This window comes from Bacillus sp. JJ1562 (assembly GCF_036962705.1).
GTDB lineage: Bacteria > Bacillota > Bacilli > Bacillales > Bacillaceae_L > Ferdinandcohnia.
On sequence record NZ_JBALOQ010000017.1, the window covers coordinates 38,802 to 61,390 of the forward strand.

General features: G+C 37.7%; 22 protein-coding genes and 1 riboswitch. Of the genes, 3 read left to right on the forward strand and 19 right to left on the reverse strand.

Going from position 1 to position 22,589, the window contains the following annotated elements; translation table 11 throughout:
- Nucleotides 1–5: 5 nt before the first annotated feature.
- The 14 genes from V7097_RS10735 to V7097_RS10800 form a co-directional block, all read right to left on the reverse strand.
- Nucleotides 6–1,064 carry a FecCD family ABC transporter permease gene (locus V7097_RS10735; protein WP_335703610.1) on the reverse strand — a complete coding sequence of 353 codons (1,059 nt, stop codon included), beginning with the start codon at nt 1,062–1,064 and terminating at the stop codon, nt 6–8.
- Nucleotides 1,065–1,118: 54 nt separating this feature from the next.
- On the reverse strand, nt 1,119–2,702 hold the full coding sequence (locus V7097_RS10740; RefSeq protein WP_335703611.1) for a peptide chain release factor 3: 1,584 nt from the start codon (nt 2,700–2,702) through the stop codon (nt 1,119–1,121).
- A 399-nt stretch (nt 2,703–3,101) separates the two neighbouring features.
- Nucleotides 3,102–3,186: riboswitch (cyclic di-GMP riboswitch) on the reverse strand.
- Nucleotides 3,187–3,208: 22 nt separating this feature from the next.
- Nucleotides 3,209–3,778: a DNA-binding protein gene (locus V7097_RS10745; protein ID WP_335703612.1), complete on the reverse strand. Its 570-nt coding sequence runs from the start codon at nt 3,776–3,778 to the stop codon at nt 3,209–3,211.
- 303 nt (nt 3,779–4,081) lie between these two features.
- Complete coding sequence (locus V7097_RS10750) at nt 4,082–4,540, reverse strand: DinB family protein (protein WP_335703613.1); 459 nt, start codon at nt 4,538–4,540, stop codon at nt 4,082–4,084.
- Between the two features lie 331 nt (nt 4,541–4,871).
- Complete coding sequence (locus V7097_RS10755) at nt 4,872–5,747, reverse strand: peptidylprolyl isomerase (protein ID WP_335703614.1); 876 nt, start codon at nt 5,745–5,747, stop codon at nt 4,872–4,874.
- A gap of 24 nt (nt 5,748–5,771) precedes the next feature.
- Nucleotides 5,772–7,199, reverse strand: coding sequence for a S1C family serine protease (locus V7097_RS10760; protein ID WP_335703615.1), 1,428 nt, complete (start codon nt 7,197–7,199; stop codon nt 5,772–5,774).
- Nucleotides 7,200–7,310: 111 nt separating this feature from the next.
- On the reverse strand, nt 7,311–8,714 hold the full coding sequence (locus V7097_RS10765) for a HAMP domain-containing sensor histidine kinase (protein ID WP_335703616.1): 1,404 nt from the start codon (nt 8,712–8,714) through the stop codon (nt 7,311–7,313).
- Entirely contained in the window at nt 8,711–9,412 is a 702-nt protein-coding gene (locus V7097_RS10770; RefSeq protein ID WP_335703617.1) for a response regulator transcription factor, read from the reverse strand. The genes V7097_RS10765 and V7097_RS10770 overlap by 4 nt, the downstream gene beginning before the upstream one ends.
- A 73-nt stretch (nt 9,413–9,485) precedes the next feature.
- Entirely contained in the window at nt 9,486–10,769 is a 1,284-nt protein-coding gene (locus tag V7097_RS10775) for a serine hydrolase domain-containing protein (protein WP_335703618.1), read from the reverse strand.
- Between the two features lie 98 nt (nt 10,770–10,867).
- Nucleotides 10,868–11,830, reverse strand: a complete 963-nt coding sequence (locus V7097_RS10780) for a cation diffusion facilitator family transporter (RefSeq protein WP_335703834.1) — start codon at nt 11,828–11,830, stop codon at nt 10,868–10,870.
- Nucleotides 11,831–11,842: 12 nt separating this feature from the next.
- The gene (locus V7097_RS10785; protein ID WP_335703619.1) at nt 11,843–12,151 is read right to left on the reverse strand and encodes an ArsR/SmtB family transcription factor; all 309 of its coding nucleotides are present in this window, start codon (nt 12,149–12,151) and stop codon (nt 11,843–11,845) included.
- 17 nt (nt 12,152–12,168) lie between these two features.
- Complete coding sequence (locus tag V7097_RS10790; RefSeq protein WP_335703620.1) at nt 12,169–13,215, reverse strand: flavin-containing monooxygenase; 1,047 nt, start codon at nt 13,213–13,215, stop codon at nt 12,169–12,171.
- Nucleotides 13,216–13,484: 269 nt separating this feature from the next.
- Complete coding sequence (locus tag V7097_RS10795; protein ID WP_335703621.1) at nt 13,485–14,048, reverse strand: GNAT family N-acetyltransferase; 564 nt, start codon at nt 14,046–14,048, stop codon at nt 13,485–13,487.
- Nucleotides 14,049–14,287: 239 nt separating this feature from the next.
- Nucleotides 14,288–15,385 carry an FAD-dependent monooxygenase gene (locus V7097_RS10800; protein ID WP_335703622.1) on the reverse strand — a complete coding sequence of 366 codons (1,098 nt, stop codon included), beginning with the start codon at nt 15,383–15,385 and terminating at the stop codon, nt 14,288–14,290.
- 181 nt (nt 15,386–15,566) lie between these two features.
- On the opposite strand from V7097_RS10800, the gene V7097_RS10805 reads away from it, so the two are divergent.
- The 3 genes from V7097_RS10805 (at nt 15,567) to V7097_RS10815 (ending at nt 17,544) form a co-directional block, all read left to right on the forward strand.
- Entirely contained in the window at nt 15,567–16,073 is a 507-nt protein-coding gene (locus tag V7097_RS10805) for an SRPBCC family protein (RefSeq protein ID WP_335703623.1), read from the forward strand.
- A 110-nt stretch (nt 16,074–16,183) separates the two neighbouring features.
- Nucleotides 16,184–16,909, forward strand: a complete 726-nt coding sequence (locus tag V7097_RS10810) for a hypothetical protein (protein WP_335703624.1) — start codon at nt 16,184–16,186, stop codon at nt 16,907–16,909.
- 182 nt (nt 16,910–17,091) lie between these two features.
- Nucleotides 17,092–17,544, forward strand: a complete 453-nt coding sequence (locus V7097_RS10815) for a CBS domain-containing protein (protein WP_335703625.1) — start codon at nt 17,092–17,094, stop codon at nt 17,542–17,544.
- Between the two features lie 77 nt (nt 17,545–17,621).
- Here the strand turns inward: V7097_RS10815 and V7097_RS10820 are convergent, their stop codons facing one another.
- The 5 genes from V7097_RS10820 to V7097_RS10840 all read right to left on the reverse strand — a co-directional run bounded on the left by V7097_RS10820 (nt 17,622) and on the right by V7097_RS10840 (nt 22,583).
- A complete protein-coding gene (locus V7097_RS10820) occupies nt 17,622–19,076 on the reverse strand; it encodes a DHA2 family efflux MFS transporter permease subunit (RefSeq protein ID WP_335703626.1) in 1,455 nt (484 codons plus the stop codon).
- A gap of 125 nt (nt 19,077–19,201) precedes the next feature.
- Nucleotides 19,202–19,771 carry a TetR/AcrR family transcriptional regulator gene (locus V7097_RS10825; protein ID WP_335703627.1) on the reverse strand — a complete coding sequence of 190 codons (570 nt, stop codon included), beginning with the start codon at nt 19,769–19,771 and terminating at the stop codon, nt 19,202–19,204.
- Between the two features lie 197 nt (nt 19,772–19,968).
- A complete protein-coding gene (locus tag V7097_RS10830) occupies nt 19,969–20,820 on the reverse strand; it encodes a putative RNA methyltransferase (protein WP_335703628.1) in 852 nt (283 codons plus the stop codon).
- Nucleotides 20,821–21,033: 213 nt separating this feature from the next.
- Nucleotides 21,034–21,555, reverse strand: a complete 522-nt coding sequence (locus tag V7097_RS10835) for a GNAT family N-acetyltransferase (RefSeq protein WP_335703629.1) — start codon at nt 21,553–21,555, stop codon at nt 21,034–21,036.
- Between the two features lie 116 nt (nt 21,556–21,671).
- Nucleotides 21,672–22,583, reverse strand: a complete 912-nt coding sequence (locus tag V7097_RS10840; RefSeq protein WP_335703630.1) for a LysR family transcriptional regulator — start codon at nt 22,581–22,583, stop codon at nt 21,672–21,674.
- Between the last annotated feature and the right edge of the window lie 6 nt (nt 22,584–22,589).

Sequence of the window (22,589 nt, forward strand, 5' to 3'; positions counted from 1 at the left end):
TCACCTCATTGCTTCTTTGTTTTTAACAACCAAATAAAAAATGGTCCTCCGACTAATGCTGTTAAAATCCCGATTGGTAATTCCTCAGGGGCGATTACTTTTCGTGCTGCAACATCTGTCCAAATCACTAAAATTCCACCTAGCAGCGCACTTATAGGAAGAACACGCTTATGGTCCGATCCAACGAGTAGTCTTGTGATATGCGGAACCATCAACCCAATGAAACCGATCGAGCCACTAACAGCTATTGTGACACCTGCTAAAAGGGAAGCAACGAGGATTAGCATTCTATGCAATCTTGACACATTAAAGCCCAATGTTCCCGCTGTTTCATCTCCAAAAAGCAAGGCATTAAGGGCACGATATTGACTCATTAAAATGACCATACAAAAAACGGCCACAATAAATGGAAGGGTTAAATAGCCCCACTTCGCACCCGCTAAACTACCTGACATCCAAAAGGTAGCATTATGTAATCCTAATGCATTTGGTGCACTCAGCGTAATAAATCTTGTCAAAGCATCCATCATGAGGGCGATTGCGACACCTGATAGTAAAAGATGAGTGACATTTATTCTACCGTTCACTCTTGAGAGGATGTAAACTAATATGATCGTCACAGCAGCTCCGATGAATGCGCTGATCGACAGTGAATAAGTACCGAAAATTGAAAATGCGCCAAACAGCATACCTAAAGTCGCCGTTGCGGACGCGCCTGATGAGACCCCAAGAATGAAAGGATCAGCCAGATGGTTACGAACCAATGCCTGCATAACAACCCCTGTAATCGCCAACGAAGCACCAACGATCATCCCTAATAATACCCTAGGCAGACGCAAGCCCCAGACGATATTATACTCAACCTGTGTCCAGTTATTTTCAATAGTAAGAAATGGAAGTTTTGCGAGAAGAATCTTGATAACTGTTCGTGGATCAACAGAAACAGGTCCAATTCCAATCGCCAAGAGAATAGAAACAATGCTAAAAACAAGTAGCAGCACTGTAATAACCTTCATATTCGGTTCATCTTGATTGAAGATTTTTCGAAACGAATTTCTGTTCATAGTTAATCCTTTCAATAATCGTAAACGCCCAGAATAGTTTCTGAGCGTCTTGTTTTAAACACCTTTATAGTCATTGCTTTCAAATAAGTCAATTAGTTCGACGTCTTTGTTTTTATCCTGGAAATAGCGATACGTAAAATCATTTTCAAACAAAACAACATAGCGCTCGTTACGGTCGCGAACAAGTAAACTTCTTGAATCGAATAGACGTGTGTCCACATTCTTATTAGCAATCCATCTTGGGATGCGTGTTCCAATCGAGGTGAATTCAACTGAAACATTGTATTCTGCCTCTAAACGATATTCAAACACATCATATTGAAGTTGACCAACTGCACCCAAAATGAAATCTTCATTTGACTCTTGTCTGAATAATTGAATCGCCCCTTCTTGAACGAGCTGCTCAATTCCTTTTCTAAATTGCTTCGCCTTCATCACGTTCTTTACGCGAACCTTACGATACATTTCCGGCGGGAACACAGGTAACTCTTGATAATGCATATCTTCTTTACCAGCCGTTAATGTATCGCCGATTTGGTACACGTTCGGGTCATAGATTCCGATTATATCACCAGGATATGCCTCATCAACTGTCTCACGGCTTGCCGCCATAAACTGTTGAGTCTGATTCAATTTGATCGATTTACCTGTACGAGTGATGTTAACGCTCATTCCGCGTTCAAACTTTCCAGAGCAGACACGTAGGAATGCAATCCGGTCACGATGCTTCGTATTCATGTTGGCTTGGATTTTAAAAATATACCCTGAGAACGTTTCGTCCTCTGGTGGGACTAAACCAAGATTTGTTTTACGTGGCTTCGGTTCTGAAGCAAATCGTAAAAACGTATTAAAAAATGTTTCCACCCCAAAGTTTGCGAGCGCACTTCCAAAAAATACAGGAGTAAGTTCACCCTTGGCGACACGCTCCACATCAAAATTGTTTCCAGCTTCGTCTAGTAAAAGCAACTCGTCTTGTGAACTGTCATAAACCGGACTTTCAGTAATAGCTGGATGCTTGCCGTCCTCAAGCTCCTGTAATGGAATGAGTTTTTCATCTTCATTACCAGTAAAATGAACAAACCGATTGTTAAAACGATCGACAATCCCTAAAAATCGTTTTCCCATACCCACTGGCCAGTTCATTGGATAGGATTCAATGCCTAGAACCTCTTCAATTTCAGCTAAAAGTTCAAGTGGATCCTTACCTTCACGGTCAAGCTTATTAATGAATGTAAAAATCGGAATTCCTCTCATGCGACAAACTTTGAAAAGCTTAATCGTTTGTGGCTCAACACCCTTTGTGGAATCGATGATCATCACAACACTATCCACGGCAGTTAGCGTACGATAGGTGTCCTCACTAAAGTCCTCGTGCCCTGGTGTATCCAGAATATTGACATAGAAGTTTTCATATGGAAAACTCATAACACTTGATGTTACGGAGATTCCACGTTGCTTTTCGATTTCCATCCAGTCCGATGCGGCGAATTTCCCTGATTTTTTTCCTTTTACCGTACCCGTTTCTCGAATTACATTTCCAAAAAACAATAGTTTTTCTGTCATCGTGGTTTTCCCGGCGTCCGGGTGTGAGATGATGGCAAAGGTTCTTCGTTTTTGTACTTCATCTATATAACTCATGCAAATTTCCCTTCCGTTATCACGAATTGTATCTAAAAAAATATATCACAATTAAAAAAGAACTACAACGTGAATTGATTCCAATTTTGCCGAGGAAAACCATCAAAAAAAAAGCATTTATGTGATACAAATCACATCCTGCAATATAAGTTCCCACTATACTGAAGGTAGAAATAGAAAAATACTCTAATGAGGTGAAGGTTCATGTTTGCAGCATATTTTATTCTTATTAGTATTATTCTCATTTGTGTCGGTTTTACAGTACAAATTATGAACGGCATTAGAGAAATAGATAGAAAATCACTAGATAATTAATCTTGAAAAAGAAAACGGGAGAAGCTAGTTTTTCTACTAGACTCTCCCGTTTTTTCGTCATCATATAAAGGTACCCTTCCATTCTATAGCAACCCGGCCGCCATAGAGAATTCTCCTTAGGCCCGTGGCTTTGCGTCATCGTTTTTCAACAATTTTGCCTTTTGTATAGTTTGGTCGTCTATCTATGCTGTCTATCTAATAGCTTTACTCATGCGCTGATATTTACGTTGAATGCTAATTGGACTACGGTTTAGCCTTTTTCCAATATCAGAAAATGGTGTACCCGTTGCCACAAGCTCGATCATGGAATGAATTTCAACAGTTGTCCATGAGCGGTAATTGACCCTCTTTTGCTTTGAACGTTCCCCTTCAACCCAGCTAGGTTCAGGAACGATTGCATTTTTTTCAATCTTCGAGAAATCAATTCGGTCTTTGTTGTTTTTTGCCCAACCCCAAAAATCTTCGGGTTTAATAAAGTAAAACTTTCGTGTGTTTCGTGTTGCTTTTTTTGTGTACTTTAGTCCATGGTTGTCAATCCATAGCTTTACAGACTTTGGATCAATTTTTAATAGAGTTGCCAATTCATGCATCGTTAACTGGCCAGTGAAAGATTTCGTGTTTGAAAGCCCTAATCTCTTAATTTTTAACTCAACCGCCGTTTCTGTTCTATCGAGGTGACCTGCAATCGTAGAGATCTTCATACGACCTACATTATCTTTCAAAAACTCTATTTCCTCATACGTCCATGTTCTTTTCTTCAAATCAAAAATCCCCTTTTCATTCTTAATAGTACTAAGAATGAAAGGCCTTTTGATGACATACTCTTATCATATCATACTATTGAACTAAAAAAACACCGGTATTTTTATTTTCCCTTGAATTGTCAAGTGCTTTTTATACTCTTTATAGTTTGCGAGCATTTATGTGACCCATACTATCTTTTCCTCTCTGAAAATAGGTATATGGATAGTCATATCTTTGCGACGCCAATCGATAGATTTCCATAAAAATCGATACAATCACAAAAAGCAAAAGCCTAGGGAATTGTCCTCAGGTTTGGTAGTTTAATTATTTTTAATAACAAGCTTCATCGCATGGATCTGGCCTAAATGATAGGATATATGGAAGAGTGCTAGGTTGGTTATATCACCGAAGGTTTCAAGCCCGAGAAATGGTTGTTTCAATCTTTCTTCAAATCGTTCAATGGGGATTTGCTGAGTTCTGGTTACCTGTTCGGTAAATTGAGTTACCATAACTGCTAATGATGGGATGTCTCCATTCCAACTGGCAGGACTAGTTCCTTTTGCAAAGAGATCCATATAATTTTCCGGTAGAAAAGTAGACTTCTTCGGATAACCAAACATAAATTGTTCATTGATGGTAACGAGATGCCCTACATGCCAAAGGATTGTATTATTAAAACCGTCCGGTTGAATGGTAACTATCTCGTCCGTTACATCCTCCAACTCGCCAAGAAAACGACCTTTTAACAATTCAAATTGTGTTAATAAATAGTGACTCATTTTTAATTCCTCCTGTTTTTTCAAGTGGTAGTAATCTATATGGCAATTTTGCGTATTTGAGACCTGATTCTTATCGTTTTCGAAAAGATAGTCTGTTTCCCAAATAATTTGAATGCATTTTATGATATTTAGGTAGTAGTTATTACAAAGCATATTTCCTATGGTCTAGTATATTTTTGAATCTATTTAAATTTGCTGTCACTAACCAATACATGCTGTCGTTTCCCGGGAAATGTTGTCGGTGATAGTAAATTATTTCAGATATATTTCTCCGTTATGAAACATACGAAAAGGCCCAAAACCGCATTTCCGGTTTGGACCTTCCTTCACATTATGTTAAATTTCTTTCAATCTTGTATTCCTCTGTTTTTTCAGTGAGCCACACAGTATATTCCTCTGAGACTTTTTGATTAAACAAGACTTCGTAAATGGTGTCTTTGCTTTCTTCATAATTAGCTTCTTTGGCTTCTTTTTTATCGGTAACTTTGATGATATGGTATCCGAATTCTGTTTTTACAGGATCACTAATTTCATCAATACCCAATGAGAATACTGCATTATCAAATTCAGCAACCATTTGCCCTTTTCCGAAATAGCCAAGCTCTCCACCATCCTCAGCATTGGCAGTATCCTTTGAATACTCTTTTGCTAATTCGGCAAAATCTGACCCATCTGCAAGCTTTGTGGCTACTTCATTTGCTGTTGTTTCATCTTCCACTAAGATATGACTTGCTTGAACCTGTTCAGGCTGGGCAAGTGAATCCTTGTTTGCCTCAAAATATGTTTTTATCTCATCATCTGTAATCTCAATTCTTGGTTCAAGTAGTTTTTTCGTTTGGATAAACTGCCTTACATCGTCTTCTACATCAGCGCGAGTCAAACCACTAGCTTCAATAGCACTCGTAAAGCTTTCCTCTCCTCCATAGGAATCGATTAATGGCTGCATTTCCTCATCTAACTCTTTATCTGAGACTGTTATCATTTCTTTTTCAGCTTCTTGTTCAATGATTTTATTCGTAATTAATAATTCTAAAACCTGTGGGCCATATAATTTTTCTAAGGATGTGTGCAGTTCATTACGTTCAATTTCTACGCCAGCTACACTAGCAACTACATCCTTCTTTAAAAAAGTGAACCCAATAATTGCTATTAGTGCTATACATAAGATTGACCCAAAGACCCAGGCTAATTTTGTTTTCCCCATCATTTTTGATCCCTTCACCGCTATGCGTTATTCTATTCCTGTATTATTGCTTGCTAATGTAAGTTTTGCTGTTTCAAGATTGCCGCCACGGTAAAAGCTTAACTCAATTTCGTCACCAATTTTCACTTTTGAATACAAGTATTTGCGAAGGTCCATTGAACTTTTAACCTCTGTGTCATTGATTTTCACGATGACATCGGTCATTTTCATGCCCGCTTTTTCAGCTGCAGAGTTCTGTGCAACACTTGTTACAATGACTCCTTCTTTTATATCATCAGGCAGGTCAGCATAATACATTCTTGGTATTTCCGCAAGGTCCGCTAAACCGATGCCAATAAATGGACGCTCAATTTTACCACTTTCTATTAAATCATTAATTATCGGCACGACATCATTACTAGGGATGGCAAAGCCTAGTCCTTCAACACCACTATTCGCAATCTTTAAGCTATTAATTCCAATAATTTGCCCCTGTGTATTTAAAAGAGCACCACCGCTGTTACCAGGGTTAATCGCAGCATCGGTCTGAATTACGTTTAATTCCCAGCTACCTGCAGAGGTATCAACGGAAATGCTACGATCCTTTGCACTTACAATTCCTGATGTCACTGTTCTTGATAAATCAAGTCCAAGTGGGTTTCCAATTGCATACACCTGGTCACCAGGTCTTAGTGACTCGGAATCACCAAATTGCAGAACCGCCTCTACGTTTTTAGAATCTATTTCTAAAACAGCTAAATCGGTTAACGGATCTGTTCCAATTAACTTAGCCATTGTTTTTTCACCATTATAAAGTGAGATTTCCACTTCATTTGCATTTTCGATTACGTGGTTATTTGTAACAATATAGGCTTTATCGCCATCCTTTTGGAAAATAACCCCGGAACCAGTTCCACTTGGGACACTTTGTGAATTGTTTCTGTTAAACGGATTTTGTTGGGCTTGCATGCTTGTAATTCCAACAATTCCTTTTGATGCATCTTCAACCATATCCGCTACAGAAGACGATGAGTCATTGACTGCAGTTGGTTGGATTTGCACAGGTCCAGAAGCTTCAATTACTCCTGATTGCTCCTCCTTAGTTGGTGCATCTGAATTGAAATATCCCTGTAATCCGTCAATATGTGGTGCGACTCCCAGTGTTAATGCCGAACCAAGGACGCCAGCAGATACCATGGATAGAAAGCTTTTCATTTTACCAGTTGATTTTTTCTCTTTTAGCTTTGATGAGCGCAGTGTCGTTTCTTCGGAAACCGACGATAGTTGAATCGTTTCCGATTCGACTGGCTCAGCTAGCACTTGCTCAACTTCTTGTTCTAGTTTCATTTCTTCTTGTTCTAGTTTCATTTCTTCCTGTTCAGAATGAGTTTCTTTATTATGATTTTCACTATTTTCTAGGTTGTTAGATTGACCTTCTGTATGATTAAATTCATCAAAACGTTTTTCGTTCTCCATTATGAATTCCTCCCTTAACTAACTCCATGTATATATCATAGACAAAAATTATGAACAAAATATTAACAAACCTTGAAAAGACATAGAAAATCCACCAAAAAAATGGTGGATTTAATCATATGGAATTCGAATTTCAAATTTGGTTCCTTTTCCTCTTTCACTAGACACTTCAATCTTTCCGTTATGGAGCTGAACGAGCTGCTTAACGATTGAAAGTCCTAGACCGAATTGACCAAATAGAGTACCGGTTCGTGAGACATCGGCCTTGTAAAAACGATGCCAGATTTTCTCGATTTCTACTGGGTCGATTCCCACTCCGGTATCTTCGATTTCGATAATCGTTTCGTTCTCGCCCTTTTTTCCACGAATCCAAATTGTACCGTTATCGGTAAACTGGATACTGTTTTTAATAATATTGATTAAAATTTGAATCAAGCGATCGTAATCGGCGGTTATCGATAAATCTTCAGGGACTTCAATGATTATTTGGTCATTTTTTTCATCCGCCTGTGGCTCAAGTGTATCTTTTACAATCTCGAGCACTTCAATTAACTCAATCGTTTCCTTTTGGAGAGTAACTTGATTTGATCGGATTTTTTCATAGTCCAGGTTTTCATTCACGAGGCGAATGAGACGTTTTGTTTCCTGGTTAACTAATTGAACGCCCTTTGCCTTTTCTTCTTCAGGAATCAAGTCATTTTTCAACCCTTCAATCACACCACTAATCGTTGTGAGTGGTGTCCTCATTTCATGAGAGACATCAGCCATGAATTTCCTTCTGCGGCTTTCCAAGCTTTCGATTTCCTCCATCGATTTCTTCAAACGCTTTGCCATCTCGTTAAAATCATTTGATAGCTCGCCAATTTCATCAAAATCAGATGAGGGGAGTTTTACAGAAAAATCACCAGCGGAAATCATCGAAGTTGCTTTCCTTAAGCGTTTGATGCGCGTTACATGAATCGTCGACAAAATCCAGCTCATTAAAAGAGCAACAGCCAGTGCCAAAAACATCGTGTAAAACAAATATTGGTTGATATCATGTATCATTTCCTGTGTTCCACTGATCGGTGACGCTAGTAGGACCCCTCCGACAAAGGTTTGACCAAGCATATAAGGCATGACAATAAACGTCACTTCCTGATCAAAACGCTTATAATCCTGTTTTACTGACACAATATGCCCACTGCGGACCTTGTCCCATTCCTTCTTTTTTAACTCGACCTGTGGAACAAATCCACCGAAAGCACTCAGGCTTACTCCATTTTCGTCAAACACTGTAAAAAGAATATTTCGCTCATTGAGCAGGTTTGAGTATTGCCGAATTAGTACATCGACATTCGATGTGCGATTAATATCACTTATGATATTCTCACCATATGTGGTCAATTCCTCGACCTTTTCTTCAAAGACGAGGTTCCCAACGTAGTGCGCGAACACAATACTTAAAATTAGAAACGCAACCACAATCACACTTATGTGGCTAACAAGCTGCTGAAACATGTACCGAAATTTCATTTTTCTTCCTCAATGGACTCATCGAATTTGTAGCCAACACCCCATACTGTATGGAAAAAGGGCTGATTAGCTGTACCAAGTTTTTTACGAAGCCGCTTTATATGTACATCAACTGTGCGCTCATCCCCATAAAACTGGTACCCCCACACACGATCCAATAACTGCTCCCTTGAAAACACCTGCTTTGGATGCTGTGCAAAATAATACAATAAATCAAATTCCTTAGGTGTTAAATTATTAATAGATGCTCCATTTATAAGGACTTCTCTTGTATTCTTGTTGATTTTAAAATGTTCGGTCTGAAGGGTCTCTGCTTCAACTTCATCTGAAGTCCTATTATTATAACGACGAGTAACAGCCTTAATCCGTGCCATCAAAGCGAGTGGGCTAAATGGCTTTGTGACATAATCATCCGCCCCCATCTCAAGTCCCAATACTTGATCAGATTCACTATCCTTTGCTGTCAGCATAATAATCGGAATATCGTTTTTCTCCTCGCGTATTTTTCGGCAAATGGTTACTCCATCCATCCCGGGCAGCATCCAGTCCACAATGAGTAAGTCCCAATTATCCTCTTTAAAACGGTTATAGCCCTTAAGGCCATCATGGACAAACTCACCTTTGATGCCTTCTTTTGAGAAAAACATTTCAATCATTGAACATACACTTTCATTATCTTCTATAACGAGAACTCTCATGTTTCCAACTCCTAATATAGAACCATTGTTATTTCCATTTTACTATACAAAATCTTTTTTAAAAAAGGAGTGCTTATTTTTTCATAAAATTATGTTCACGCCCATAATTGTCTGCATAAAGCAGTTTTATTTCTGTATCTCCCAAATCAAATGTCAAGGTTTCATATAGAAACTCAGCTTGATAAATCATTTGAGCATTTTCCACTTTTACAAGATTAATAGGATACATATATGGAACACCATACTTTTTAGGAGCTGTTAAAAATAAAGAACCCCCATGATTTCGGTGAATTGTTAGCTGCATATTTTCATTTTCATACTCGCCTATTAATGGTGAGGTGTCTATCTTTTGTTCTACTTTATGTGGGATCACCATTGGTTTTATACCCTTACCAAATACTATTCTCGAAAGATCATCACTAATTTTCTCAACAGGGGTGAGATTAAAATTTGATAACACAATAATCGTTACATCTTTTTCTACAAACAAATAAAAATCACTAACATAGCCATTTATATCCCCAGAATGACGGGCTACTTTTTCAGGTTTATCTAGCACAAACCAACCATAACCGTATCCATCGAGATTAGGAGTAAACATTTGGTCGATCAGTTCTTTCCTTAAAATGTCACCATTACGTAAAGCTTGTCCCCACTTGAATAAATCCTCAACTGTAGAGTATAAACCGTATGCCCCTAGAGGAAATGACATGTCGATAAATTCTGTATGAATGATCGTTTTATTTAAGGTGTGACCTGTTGCCAAATCAGGAATAATAGTTCTTCCGTCATCAACACCTGTATCAATCATTCCAAGTGGATGGAAAATTGTATCAGTTAATAATTTCGCATAAGAATTTCCTGTAATTTTTTCAATAATTGCGGTTAGTACTAGATAACCAGCATTACAATATTCCATTCTCTCTCCTGGCTCGAAATCAAGTGGTACGTCTTTGAAAGAGTCCAACACTTGTTCAAGCGTGGATGGAAGCCTCATTGATTTGTTCCAATAGTCTGGTGATGAAGTAAAATCAGCAATTCCTGAAGTATGGGATAACAGATGATGAACGGTTATTTGGTGGCCGAATCTAAAGTCCGGTAAAAATAGATCAACCGTATCAGTCAATGCAAGTTTGTCGTCTTCAACAAGCTTTAAAATAGCTACTGCCGTAAAGGCCTTTGAAAGGGAACCGATTCTGAATTTTGTTTTTGAAGTGACTGGTACTTCGTATTGGAAGCTTGCATATCCATAGCCCTCTGATAGCAAAATTTCTCCTTTTTCCGCCACAAGTACAGCCCCATTAAAATAACCTTGATCTGCTTGAGATTTCATATAGTTTTGCAGATTTTGACTCATAAATTCCTCCTATGTATGGAAGGAGCTAGGTAACTTAGCTCCATAAAGTGAAACTTCAATCAGTGGGGGTTTACTGCCCGTTAATGCTGGATAAAGTGTTATACTTTCATTTCCCCATGCTCAATCGTTGACGTTTCAATCTGTATCGTAGTGTGTTCAATTTTAAATTCTTCACGTATTTTATCAATCGCTTGCTGTAAAATTTCCTGACTATCGTGATCGTCCTTGATTAAAATATGGCAGGTGAGCGAATCCATTCCCGATGTAATCGTCCAGATATGGAGATCATGAACATCGATAACCCCATCAATTTCCTCAAGTGTAGCTTTGACTTCTTTTTGGTCAATTGTTATTGGCGTTCCCTCCATTAAAATGTGGATGGAATGCGTCAAAACACCCCAAGCACTTTTTAAAATGAGGAAAGCTACCACAACAGAAATAATTGGGTCGGCAATATACCATTCAAAGAGGAGCATCAGTAAACCTGCGATAATCGCTCCAACTGAACCTAGAGCATCTCCTAGAACATGTAGGTACGCGCTTCGTAGGTTAACGTTATTTTTTACATCCCCTTTGCTAATTAACGACCAGGCACTAAGCAAATTTGCCAATAGACCAATACCAGCAATGATCATCATTGTCCCGCTTGCAACAGTCGGTGGCTCAAAAAATCGGTCAAATGCTTCATAAACGATAAAGCCCGCAATGATGAACAACGTAACCGCATTAAAAAGGGCTGCCAAAATTTCAAATCGGTAAAACCCGTAGGTTTTCTTCGGTGATGCAGGTCTAGTTGCAAACCAAAATGCAACTAGACTTAAAAATAGCGAGCTTGCGTCACTTAGCATATGACCTGAATCTGATAGTAGGGCTAAGCTATTTGTAATGAGGCCGCCGAAAAATTCAAGCAGCATAATTCCACTGGTAATAATCAAAGCAATGAGTAGACCTTTTTTATTTCCTTCCCTCACTTCATCAAAATGATTGTGGTGATGGTGACCATGATGGTCGTGTCCGTGATGATGGTGGTGGTGACCATGGTGGTGATGGTGATGTCCCATCATTCTCTCCTCCTATTCGTGTTCAATATGATGAATGACTTGGTGTAGCAACGTTATGACATGTTCATCATCATATGTATAAAGGAATGTGTTTCCTTCGCGTTGGTATGTCACTAAGCGTAAATTTCTCAGTAGGCTGAGCTGATGGGATACAGCCGATTGTGACATTTCGAGTACTTCCGCGATATGGTTGACCGAGCATTCCTCTTGAGACAATAAGTAAAGAATCTTGATTCGCGTTGGATCTGCGAGTGCCTTAAAAATCCGTGACGCTTCGTCAATAGTCGCTTGCGATAAAAAAGAATGATCCTTTTGTTCCAATTTTTAAACCTTCTTTCTTAATTTTGCTTGGCATCCTGAAAATGTTGAATGATGTATTTTGCATCGTCTGCGACTCCTTGTAGAAGGGCCGAGCCTCTCCGGGATTGCCAAGGTAGGCCTAAAAAGTAGAGCCCCTTTATAGTTGTGATTCCTCTAATATGTTCAGGTTGACCATTTTGTTGTAAGACTTCAGGGATTTGCAGCCATTGATAATTTGATCTATATCCTGTTGCCCATACAACATTTGACACCTTTAGATCGCTTTTATCTTGAAAAAAGAATGTATCCTCTTTTATGTTCGTTGTTCTTGGTTTTAAAGTGATTTTTCTGGAATGTATAGCCTTTTTTAACTCAAATCCAAAAATCGGATCTGGTCGACTTTTTATTAATTTACCTAATTTTGATGTGGCGTCAGCTTTGAGTATACCAAATTTATCAAACCACCAAAAAATGCTCTTGCCACCTAGATTCTGCGGGATAAAAGTATGTCTTTGACTAACTGAAAGGTACACATCTCTGCCCTTTGCTAACTCGACTGCAATTTGTGCCCCGGAGCTCCCCCCACCTACTACTAATACAGGGCCATTTTTTAGCTGGTCTGGATTTTTGTATTGTGAGGAATGGATTTGAAACACATGATTGGATAAAGCTTCTGCAATTTTTGGTATAGAAGGCTCCTGAAACGGACCTGTTGCAATTATCACATTTTTGGTATGGATTGTTTCATTTGTCGTTTCAATTTGAAAACCTTTTTCTGCTTTGGTAACCCTGACTACCGATGTATTCAATTGAATCGGGAGAGAATGGTATGATGCGTATTTTGTTAAATAATCGGCAACCTCATCCTTAGTAGGGTAACCCTGTCTTTGACCTTCCATTTGAATGTCTGGAAGTTCGCTATAAGCTCTTGGTGTAAAAAGAGTCAGCGAATCATAGCGGTTTCGCCACACATCACCGATTTCCTTTGCCCTATCTAAAAGTAGAAAAGATTGATTTGTTTTTTTCAAATAAAAGCCCATAGCTAAACCCGCTTGACCAGCTCCAATAATAACAACATCATACATTATAATCCCCACTTTTTTCACAAACTATATGAGCATATGCTCATATATAATACTACGACAGCGTGTAAATGGTGTCAATAATAATTGGAAAATTGTAATTTCACTTTGTATCACAGATATCTATCGTTGATAATTTCGTTCTATCGGAGTTAATTTTGTTCTATCGGCGTTAATTTTGTTCTATCGGCGTTAATTCCTACCTATCGGCGTTAGCAAATCCCTTCCATTAAAAAAACCTGCATTTCGCCATGAAATGCAGGTCTTACATCCTATTTCGTCTGTTCCCATTCTTCCCGTAGTAATCCCATTCGAATCGAGTCATAGTAGACACCATTATAATAACGGCATTTTCTCATACGTGCTTCGAGTGTCATACCGAGTTTTTGACCAACTTTGATCATGCGATGATTTCCAGACCATGTAGTGTATCCGACTCTTTCGATATATGGTATTGTTTCAAATAAATAGTCAATCCACAGCTTAATTGTTTCCGTACCGTAGCCATCACCCCAATATTCGGGAAGATAGATGACAATGCCCATCTCAAGCCATCTAGTTGCTTCACTTTCCCAATAAAAAATGACCGTTCCTATAATTTGACCATCCGCTTCTATAATCATTTGATCTAATGGATAGTGTTGCCTTGTGAGTTGATGTTCGGACTTTTTTATATACGTTTCTTTATCAATGTACTTATGCGTAAAATAGGGCGCATCCCACTTTTTCCATTCCGGATTTGGATCACCGTAACGCATTTCCCAAAGCGTAGGTAAATCCTCTTTTTCAACTTGTCGTAAGGTTACTTTTTCTCCCTTTATTTTGACTAGATTCATCGTGTTCCCCCTGTTTTCATGTTTCCTATAGTTTTTATTCGGTAAGAACAGGAAAAATCCTTTCTTTTCTTTAACCTTCACTTTCTAAAAAGCACTTTACTGTTCCTATATAAAAATAACTGGTATTAAATCCTGAAATACTGTTTTTAATCTTTAAATACTATTCTTAATCTTTAAATACAATTTTTAGCCATTTTGCGGGCAAACAAAAAAAGCATGCAGCGTTAATCTGCATACTTTTAATATCCAACAACTTCTAGAAAGTTGTCTTTAAATGATTCCTCTTTTTGAAATTGCATTTCTTGTTGTTGTTCGATTTCAGCTCGTCTTGCTATCTCGAATTCTTTTAATCTTGTTTCAGTTAAGTCCCCATCGATTAAGGCTTGCTCAAGGATTGGTGCCAAAACATAAGCATCCTTTATCGCACAGTTAATTCCGATTGCAGCCGTTGGCGTCATGGTATGAGCGGCATCTCCCAGGATGACAAGACCATCTTTTACCCATGTATCTGCGTTTGAGCTGAACACTTTTAAGCACACGAAGTCTTTCCAGGATTGAATGTGTCCACGAACAAGTGGTTCTAATTCAGGAAAACTTATTAAAAGTGGTTCCAAAAATGGTTCCAGCGGTTGCTTCCGTAAAGAGGCAAATGTACCCTCTTCAATGTTCCAGCCGATTTGAATCATCCCACCTGTTTGTGTGAACAATGCAAGTTGGTGACCATTGACATATACCATTTTTGTTGAAGGTTCCCAACCAGCAGGTGCTGGGATTTTAGCCCAAAGCACGTCATAACCATGTGTTTCCTCTGTAGCGGCAATGTCTGCAAGTCTTCGAACAGTCGAATAACGGCCATCCGTGCCTACAACGATTGAGCTTGAGATATTGATTTCTTGTCCATTTTGTTTTGCTTTTACACCTGTATAGTTGCCTTTTTCGTCCTGAACTAACCCAGTGACACTTGTGTTTAAAAGCAGCTGGTAGTTTGGAAACTGCGCAGCTTCGTTTGAAACAGCAGTTAAAAAGTGTGGCTGCGGAATATGGATTCCAACATGATCCTCTCGTGTTGGAGTAATTGATTTTACAATATTTCTTTCGTAATAATATTCCACTTTTTTCATTTTTAATAAGCCAAGTGATTCTATTTTATCAAATAAATGATGTTCTTTTAAAATGGCTTCGGTTTCCGCGTTGATGTGCTCACCTCTAAATTCACGTTCATTTCCTGATGTGCGCTCAACAACGATCGTAGATATCCCTTTCTTAGCTAATAAATAGCCAAGAAGAGCACCTGCCGGACCTCCACCAACAATGCAAACATCTGTCTGTAGATTCATGTTTTCACCTTCTATAGTAATCGTATGATGTAAAAAAGTTTTCTAATAAGAAACAAAGTTTACTAAACGATAATTAAATGATATCAACCAAGCTTTATTTGGTCAACTGAAATTCATTTCCATCTCTGAAAGTTGCACTTTTTCATTCAATTCGCTATGTTTAAGGAACTACTGGTAAAGGATGAGAATATTGACTAAAACCTCAATTACAACATTAACGATGATAAGACAATTTGATGTAGCTCCAGAAGCAGTTTTTAATGCTTGGACCCAATCAGACATGATCAAAAAATGGTTATTTACAATGGAACACACTAATAAGGTCGCAAAAAATGAACCACATGTCGGTGGAACCTGGGAAATTGTTGATCACAGAAATGGTAAGGATTATCGAGCAATTGGTGAATACCTTGAAATAGACCGCCCAAGTAAATTAGTTTTTACATTTAAGATGCCTCAATTTAGCGATACACAGGATGTGGTTACAGTAGTGATTAATCCTGTTGAAAATGGCAGTGAGATGACTTTTACACAAGAAATTGTTGTGCCGCATGAGGAAGGTTGGACTGAAGAAGACATCGAAAAATCGCTCAAGGAGTATAATGAAAGCTCAGAGCAAGGTTGGAACTGGATGTTTATGGGTCTAAAGCAGCTTGTTGAAACCGGAAAAATTAATTATCCATCTTAATGTGAATGGCTTGGGAATCCAGGCCTTTTTTTATTTCCTTGTAATTGTAATAATATAGAAAGTAACTATGTAAAATGAACTATTGGATCATTTTTGGAGGAGCAAAGCGAATGAAGCGAATTCTTTTTTTGGTTACTTTTGCTTTCGCCTTTATGTTAGCAGGCTGTGAAAGCCAGCAAACTGTACCATCGCATCAAGGAGAAGATGAAAATAATGCAGAGCATTTTGAATTTGATACAGCAACATATGAGAACGGGGAGTTAACGATTCACTACCCTCAGCTTTTAAAAATGCAAAATAAAGACCTGGAACAACAAATCAATCATCTCATTAAAGATGATGCCATTCTGTTTCTGAACCAATTCCAAGATGGCGATGCTCCACTCAAAATGGATAATCATGTCATACTTCCAGAATCTGATACTTTTAGTATTCATTATACTGGTAATTATAATGGTGGTATGTATCCTACTCATCTTCTTTTTACAACCAATATCGATTGGAAAACAGGAGAGAAAATCAGGTTATTCGATCTGTTTGTTTTAGATGAACATTTCATAGAAACATTAAAAAATGCGAAGTATATTGATTGGGAAAATCCACCTGAGCCAAATAAGGAAAAACATGCTGCTATCATAGAATACTTGAACACTTTTAATAACCAAGATCTCATTGAGGCTATCAAAAAGGCAGATCACCCAAACCCTGAAGAAAATCCATATGGAATTTTTTCTTACTTTCTTAATAATTCTGTTGTCATCAGTATTCAAGTCCCGCATGCGCTTGGAGACCATGCGGAGTTTGAAGTGAACTTTGGAGATTTGGTAAGGAAATAGAATAGCCATATCTAAAAGCGCTGTTCATTGAACTAGCGTTTTTTCACACTCTGACGAACCTAAAAAATCCTTCTCATTCCACAAATTTGTCAAATTCCTTAAAGACATGCTGTTTGCTATTTGTGTTAAAATACTAATATACCAAAAATGTATACGGTTACAAAATGAAGGAGAGATCAACAATGAAGGTCAGAGATTTCATGATTACAAATGTTTTTACTGTAAAACCTTCAAATACTGTCAAAGAATTATTACTTATTCTTAAATCAAACCGAATTGGCGGTGTGCCAGTTGTTGATGATAAAGGAAATTTGGTCGGTATGGTATCAGATGGGGATGTATTGCGCTACCTAACTCCTAAGCCTATAGGGATTGCTGGAATTGTCTATTTAATAGAGGATGGGAAATTAGAAGATGTATTACAAGAAAAGTTGGATACACCTGTAAAAGAAATCATGACCAAAAGAAACCTCCTCTTCGTATCACCTGATGAAGATTTCGAAAGAACAATGCGGTTATTATCGATGCATCGTTTCAAAAAACTGCCTGTAGTCAACGGGGCTGGTCGGGTTATAGGTGTTCTTAGCAGAGGGGACATTATCAATAATATTACGAACAGTATTCTTATATCATAAAAAGAAACCATTCGCAAAGATTGGCCTTTACGAATGGTCTAGTGAAAAATATAAAAGTTTAGTTTTGTTAAATTGTATTAGTTTCGAACAGGTTCTGTTGCTTTTACTGTTGATGCAGATTTTTCCTTTACACTGGATCCCTTTTTTACAAATAAAGATAAAATTAAAGTAACAACTGAAATTCCAGTAACAAAGTAGAATGCATATTTTACACCTGCGGCTAAGATTTGCGGCTCTGATGCAGCAGGAACTTCGACCACATAATTTCCTTGGCCAGCTGTAAATAACGTAATCGCTATCGCTGTACCTGCTGCCCCTGCTACTTGATTCAATGTATTCATAGCAGCTGAACCATCACCATAAAATTCACGTGGCAATTGATTTAGGGCATTTGTTTGTGATGGCATCATTACCATCGTTAATCCAAAGAAGAAAATCATAAATGCAACTATTATTTGCCAACCAGGAGTTGATGCTGATATTACGGTTGCAAACATGAAATTTGCAATCAGAATAATTATAGAACCAATAATGACGAAAACACGTGGTCCGAATTTGTCAAATAGAGTACCAACAATTGGTGACATCACAACATTGACAGCATTACCAGGAAGTAATAATAAACCTGCTACTGCTGCACTATATAATAAAGCATCCTTTAGATACATTGGTAAGAGAATACCCGCTGCTAAAATCATTAAAATACCGAGGAACATCGTCGCTGTTCCCAAGGTAAACATAGGAAACTTAAATACACGTAAGTTAACCATGGGCTGAGACATTTTCATTTGGCGAACGCCAAATAATACAAGTGCGATGATTCCAATTAGTAAAGGTGCCCAAACTATTGGCGATGAGATAGCTGCTTCGGCCATTGACGCCAATGCGTAAATTAAACCGCCAAAACCAATCGTTGATAAAGCAACCGATGAAAAATCAATTTTTGGTTTCGTAATTTCCGACACATTTTCAATTTTAGCTACAGCAAAAAGGGTCAATAATGCATATAAAATAGAGCTAATCCAGAAAATATATGGCCATCCTAACGTACTAATAATTACCCCTGAAAGTGTAGGGCCTAAGGCAGGACCTAATGTAATAACTAATCCCATTATCCCCATTACCACTCCACGTTTATGAACAGGGAAAATAATTAAAAGAACACTTGTCATAACTGGTATTAAAACACCCGTCCCTATTGCCTGCACGATACGGCCTGCTAATAGTATTGCAAAATTTGGAGATAGAGCAGCTAGTACCGCTCCTAATAGTGAAATAACTAGTCCCCCGATAACTAATTTTCTAGTAGAGAACCATTTCATCAACAGTGCAGAAATTGGAACTAATATCGCTAATACTAATAAATATCCTGTTGTCAGCCATTGGGCAATAGCAGGTTTGACTGAGAATTCACCCATAATATTTGTTAATGCCATGTTTAATGCAGTTTCACCAAATAATCCTATAAAGGTACCAAACATTAAAATAAATGCCATTATTTTAGGACTTTTGACTTGTAATTGTGTGTTCATAAAAATCTCCTTTTTCTTTGATTTGACCCATTTGGGTCTATTTTTTGCATAATAAAGGCCAATCCCATATCTTCCTGAGCTATGCTCATGAAAAATTGGAATTAGCCGTTTTTTCAAAAACCATATTATTCACTTTTTATCTCCTGTAATATGTTTGGTAATACTAGAGAAATTGTTTTTAGTGGTTCACTTGCATTTTGAGTTAAACAAAGCATCATTCCCCCTTCAATTGTAGCCACCATCGTAAGTGCAATTGAATGAGCAACTTCCTCCAAAAATCCATCCCCAACTAACTTGTTTGAATAAATACCTTGCATTTTTGTATATAAATTAGAACAAGCATAACGAACTGGTTCACTAAGTGAAGACATTTCGCTGACAATACTGCTAAATGTATATCCCGTAATCGTTCCTTCTGTTTCAAAATGAATGATTAATTGATCAATCATAGCTTTTGTGGCTTCGATCGTGTTCGGGTACCGTTCAAAAATGTTCTCGATGTCATTAGTGATTGTTTCATTCAACTCTTGAAGGCAAGCAATAAGTAATTCTTCTTTTCCATTTGGGAAGTGATGATATAGCGAACCTTTCGAAATGTTACAGGCCTTTAAAATTTCGCTTAGCCCCACACCTATATATCCTTTTTGTTGGAAAAGCTTTGTCGCGATTTCGATAATTAGTGCTTTTGTATCCATTCCCGTAGTACACCTCCACCATACCAACCGGTCTGTTTGTAACTTTACCAAAAATTTTTCCTTATAGTCAAGAGTTTTTTTACTGCGACTATAGTGTTAACCAGAATCCAGATACTATGCTAACTCAAAAAAAAGCAGCGTTAATCTCAATAAATTAACGCTGCGAAGCAGGGTACTTCTCTAGAAAAGATTAAATTTTATTTACCAATCAGAATATCAAAATCAACCGTAATTTGAACTGTTTCCTTATTTAATATTGAAGCTACTTTTTCTTTTTTAGCCCATGTCATGGGTGTCATTTGAACCAACCATTCTATAGCAGATTTATTAAGTTTCCTATTATACGTTAACCTTGAACGATCAACAATTCGAAAATTATCATAAAATCTTTTTACTGTATCCTCATTCGAATAGGAACGATCTCCAAAAATTTCGCCTCGCAAGTCTTTCAAGTATCCACTTTGAGGAACAATTTTAATGACGATCCCATTCTTTTTCAATACCCTCTTAAATTCTGCATAATTGGATGGTGAAAGGATATTAAGGATTACATCGAACTGGGAAGTCTGAAACGGTGTGTTTGTTAGGTCTGCCACCGCCCAAATCTTATTTCCATAGTTCATAGATGCTGCTCGAATTCCTTCCTTTGATAAATCGATTCCTACTCCAATTACATCTTTATTGACAGTCTCACAAATTTTAAACAGATGCGATCCCTCTCCACAACCCGTATCAAGAATCGTTATTCTTTTACCTGAACATTGTCCAACTATCCTTGAAATTTCATTGGACAAGGGCACGAAAAAACCATCATCGATTATAAGTTTTCGTCTTGCATCAAATAGTTCCTTATTATACTTCGTGTTTACTGGGTGAGTCGAAAAATTGATATAGCCTTGTTTCGAAATGTCAAACGTATGACGTTTGAAGCAAACCAAGCTTTTAGACTCCATTACCTCCATAGGGGAATGACAAATAGGACAAGCAAACATCGTTTCATTTTTGCTCACATAATCTGCACTTTGCATTCTTCTATTCTGTTTTAACAAAAAAGCCACCTCATTCATTCGTTTTTAGAAATGAAAAAGGCATAGACAAATAAACCCTCACTAACTATTTTTAAAAAATAAGTGGGGTCTACATATCGTCTATACCTGTTTTTATCTATAACGAATGAATTGAATGATCATGATAATGACTCCTTGTTTCAGCTTAGGACTGTGTACAATAATATGGTAGCAAGACTGTAAGCGCAAATCAATCTACAATTCTATCCAAAACCTTTTGATGACATTTCCATCTTCCTCGATAAAGTCGGAATCTGGTACCCCGCCATTATTTACTATTGTTTTAAATGAACCCATATTATCATGGTCACAAACAACTAAAGCTTTCTGAATCCCCAGTTTTCTCGCTTTTTCTAAAGATAATGATAAGAGTTTCGTAGCAAATCCTTTACGGCGTTCTGACGGACGGATTCCATAACCAATATGTCCACCACTGTTGAATAATGTTTCGGTCAACCGATGGCGAATATTTACAGCTCCGATTACTTTTTTATTTTCATCAACTAACCATAATGTTGAGTCGGGCACCCATTTGTCCGGTAGATTCTCACCTTTTTCTGCATCGTAAAGAGATTGAAGCATTTCCGAAAAGTTTGAGGGGTCCTTACTAATAACCCATGGAACCATGTCCTCTCCACTTTCCTTCCATTCTTGGTAGTAAGATAGATATTCTGTTTCGTAAGCTAGTGATGGTTGTATGAGCTTAAGTTGTACCATTGAATGTTCACCTTCTACTTATTATTATTAATTTCTTAGCACCAATCATAACTGAAGAAGACTAACAATTCCATATTTCCCCTATTCTTTTACTCTTCTTAAATAGCACAATCTCATCAACAAACAACCTCAACGCAAGACCAGTCTTTTGCATGTTTCAAAGTAATATCTATAAAACTTGATAATGCAGGGGAAACCCATTTGTTTTTGTGATAAACGACTTGAGAGTATATCGGTTTTAATTCTGCTTCACAAGGAATCGTTTTTAACTTCCCTTCCTTGATTTCATCCTGTACAGTCATTAAAGGTAGATAAGCAATACCAAGCCCACTCATTACAGAACGCTTTATCGCCTCAATACTCCAAAGCTCCATGATGTTGGAAGGAACAATCCCTCGACCACGTAGAAACTCTTCAAATATTCTTCTATAACTGGCCTCTTTCTCGTTAGTAATTAAACACTCGCTAAGTTTCTGATTTTCGTAGCTTATAGGTAAACTAGTCAATGAACAGTCAGGACTTCCAACGAGAACGATCGGTTCGTTCATTAACGGATGGATGACTAAATCTGAGTCCTCAAACTGTGGCAACATGACAAACGCAACATCTGCGCTACCATCAACTATTGCTTTCTTGTTATCTCCACATGTGGCATTACTTAAACGGATGCTTACATGTGGAAATTTTTTTCGATATTCTCTTAATATTGGTTCTAGGCGGTAGACTGTTAAAGACTCAGGAGCCGCAATCTTTAACGTCCCTCTTATATCCTTTTCCTCACGAGTAACGCTTTCGATTTTTCCATAAGTATCTAAAATTTCTTTCGTATATGGTAAAAGCTTCTTGCCCACATCCGTCAATCGTACCTTCCTACCCATCCGATCAAATAGAGGTGCACCTAAATGCTCTTCAATCGTTTGAATATGAGAAGTCACCGTGGATTGAGTGTACCCTAAATGTTCTGCAGCTTGTGTGAAGCTACCCATTTCAATAACCTTATTAAACGTAACAAAATGGCGTATTTCCATCACTTC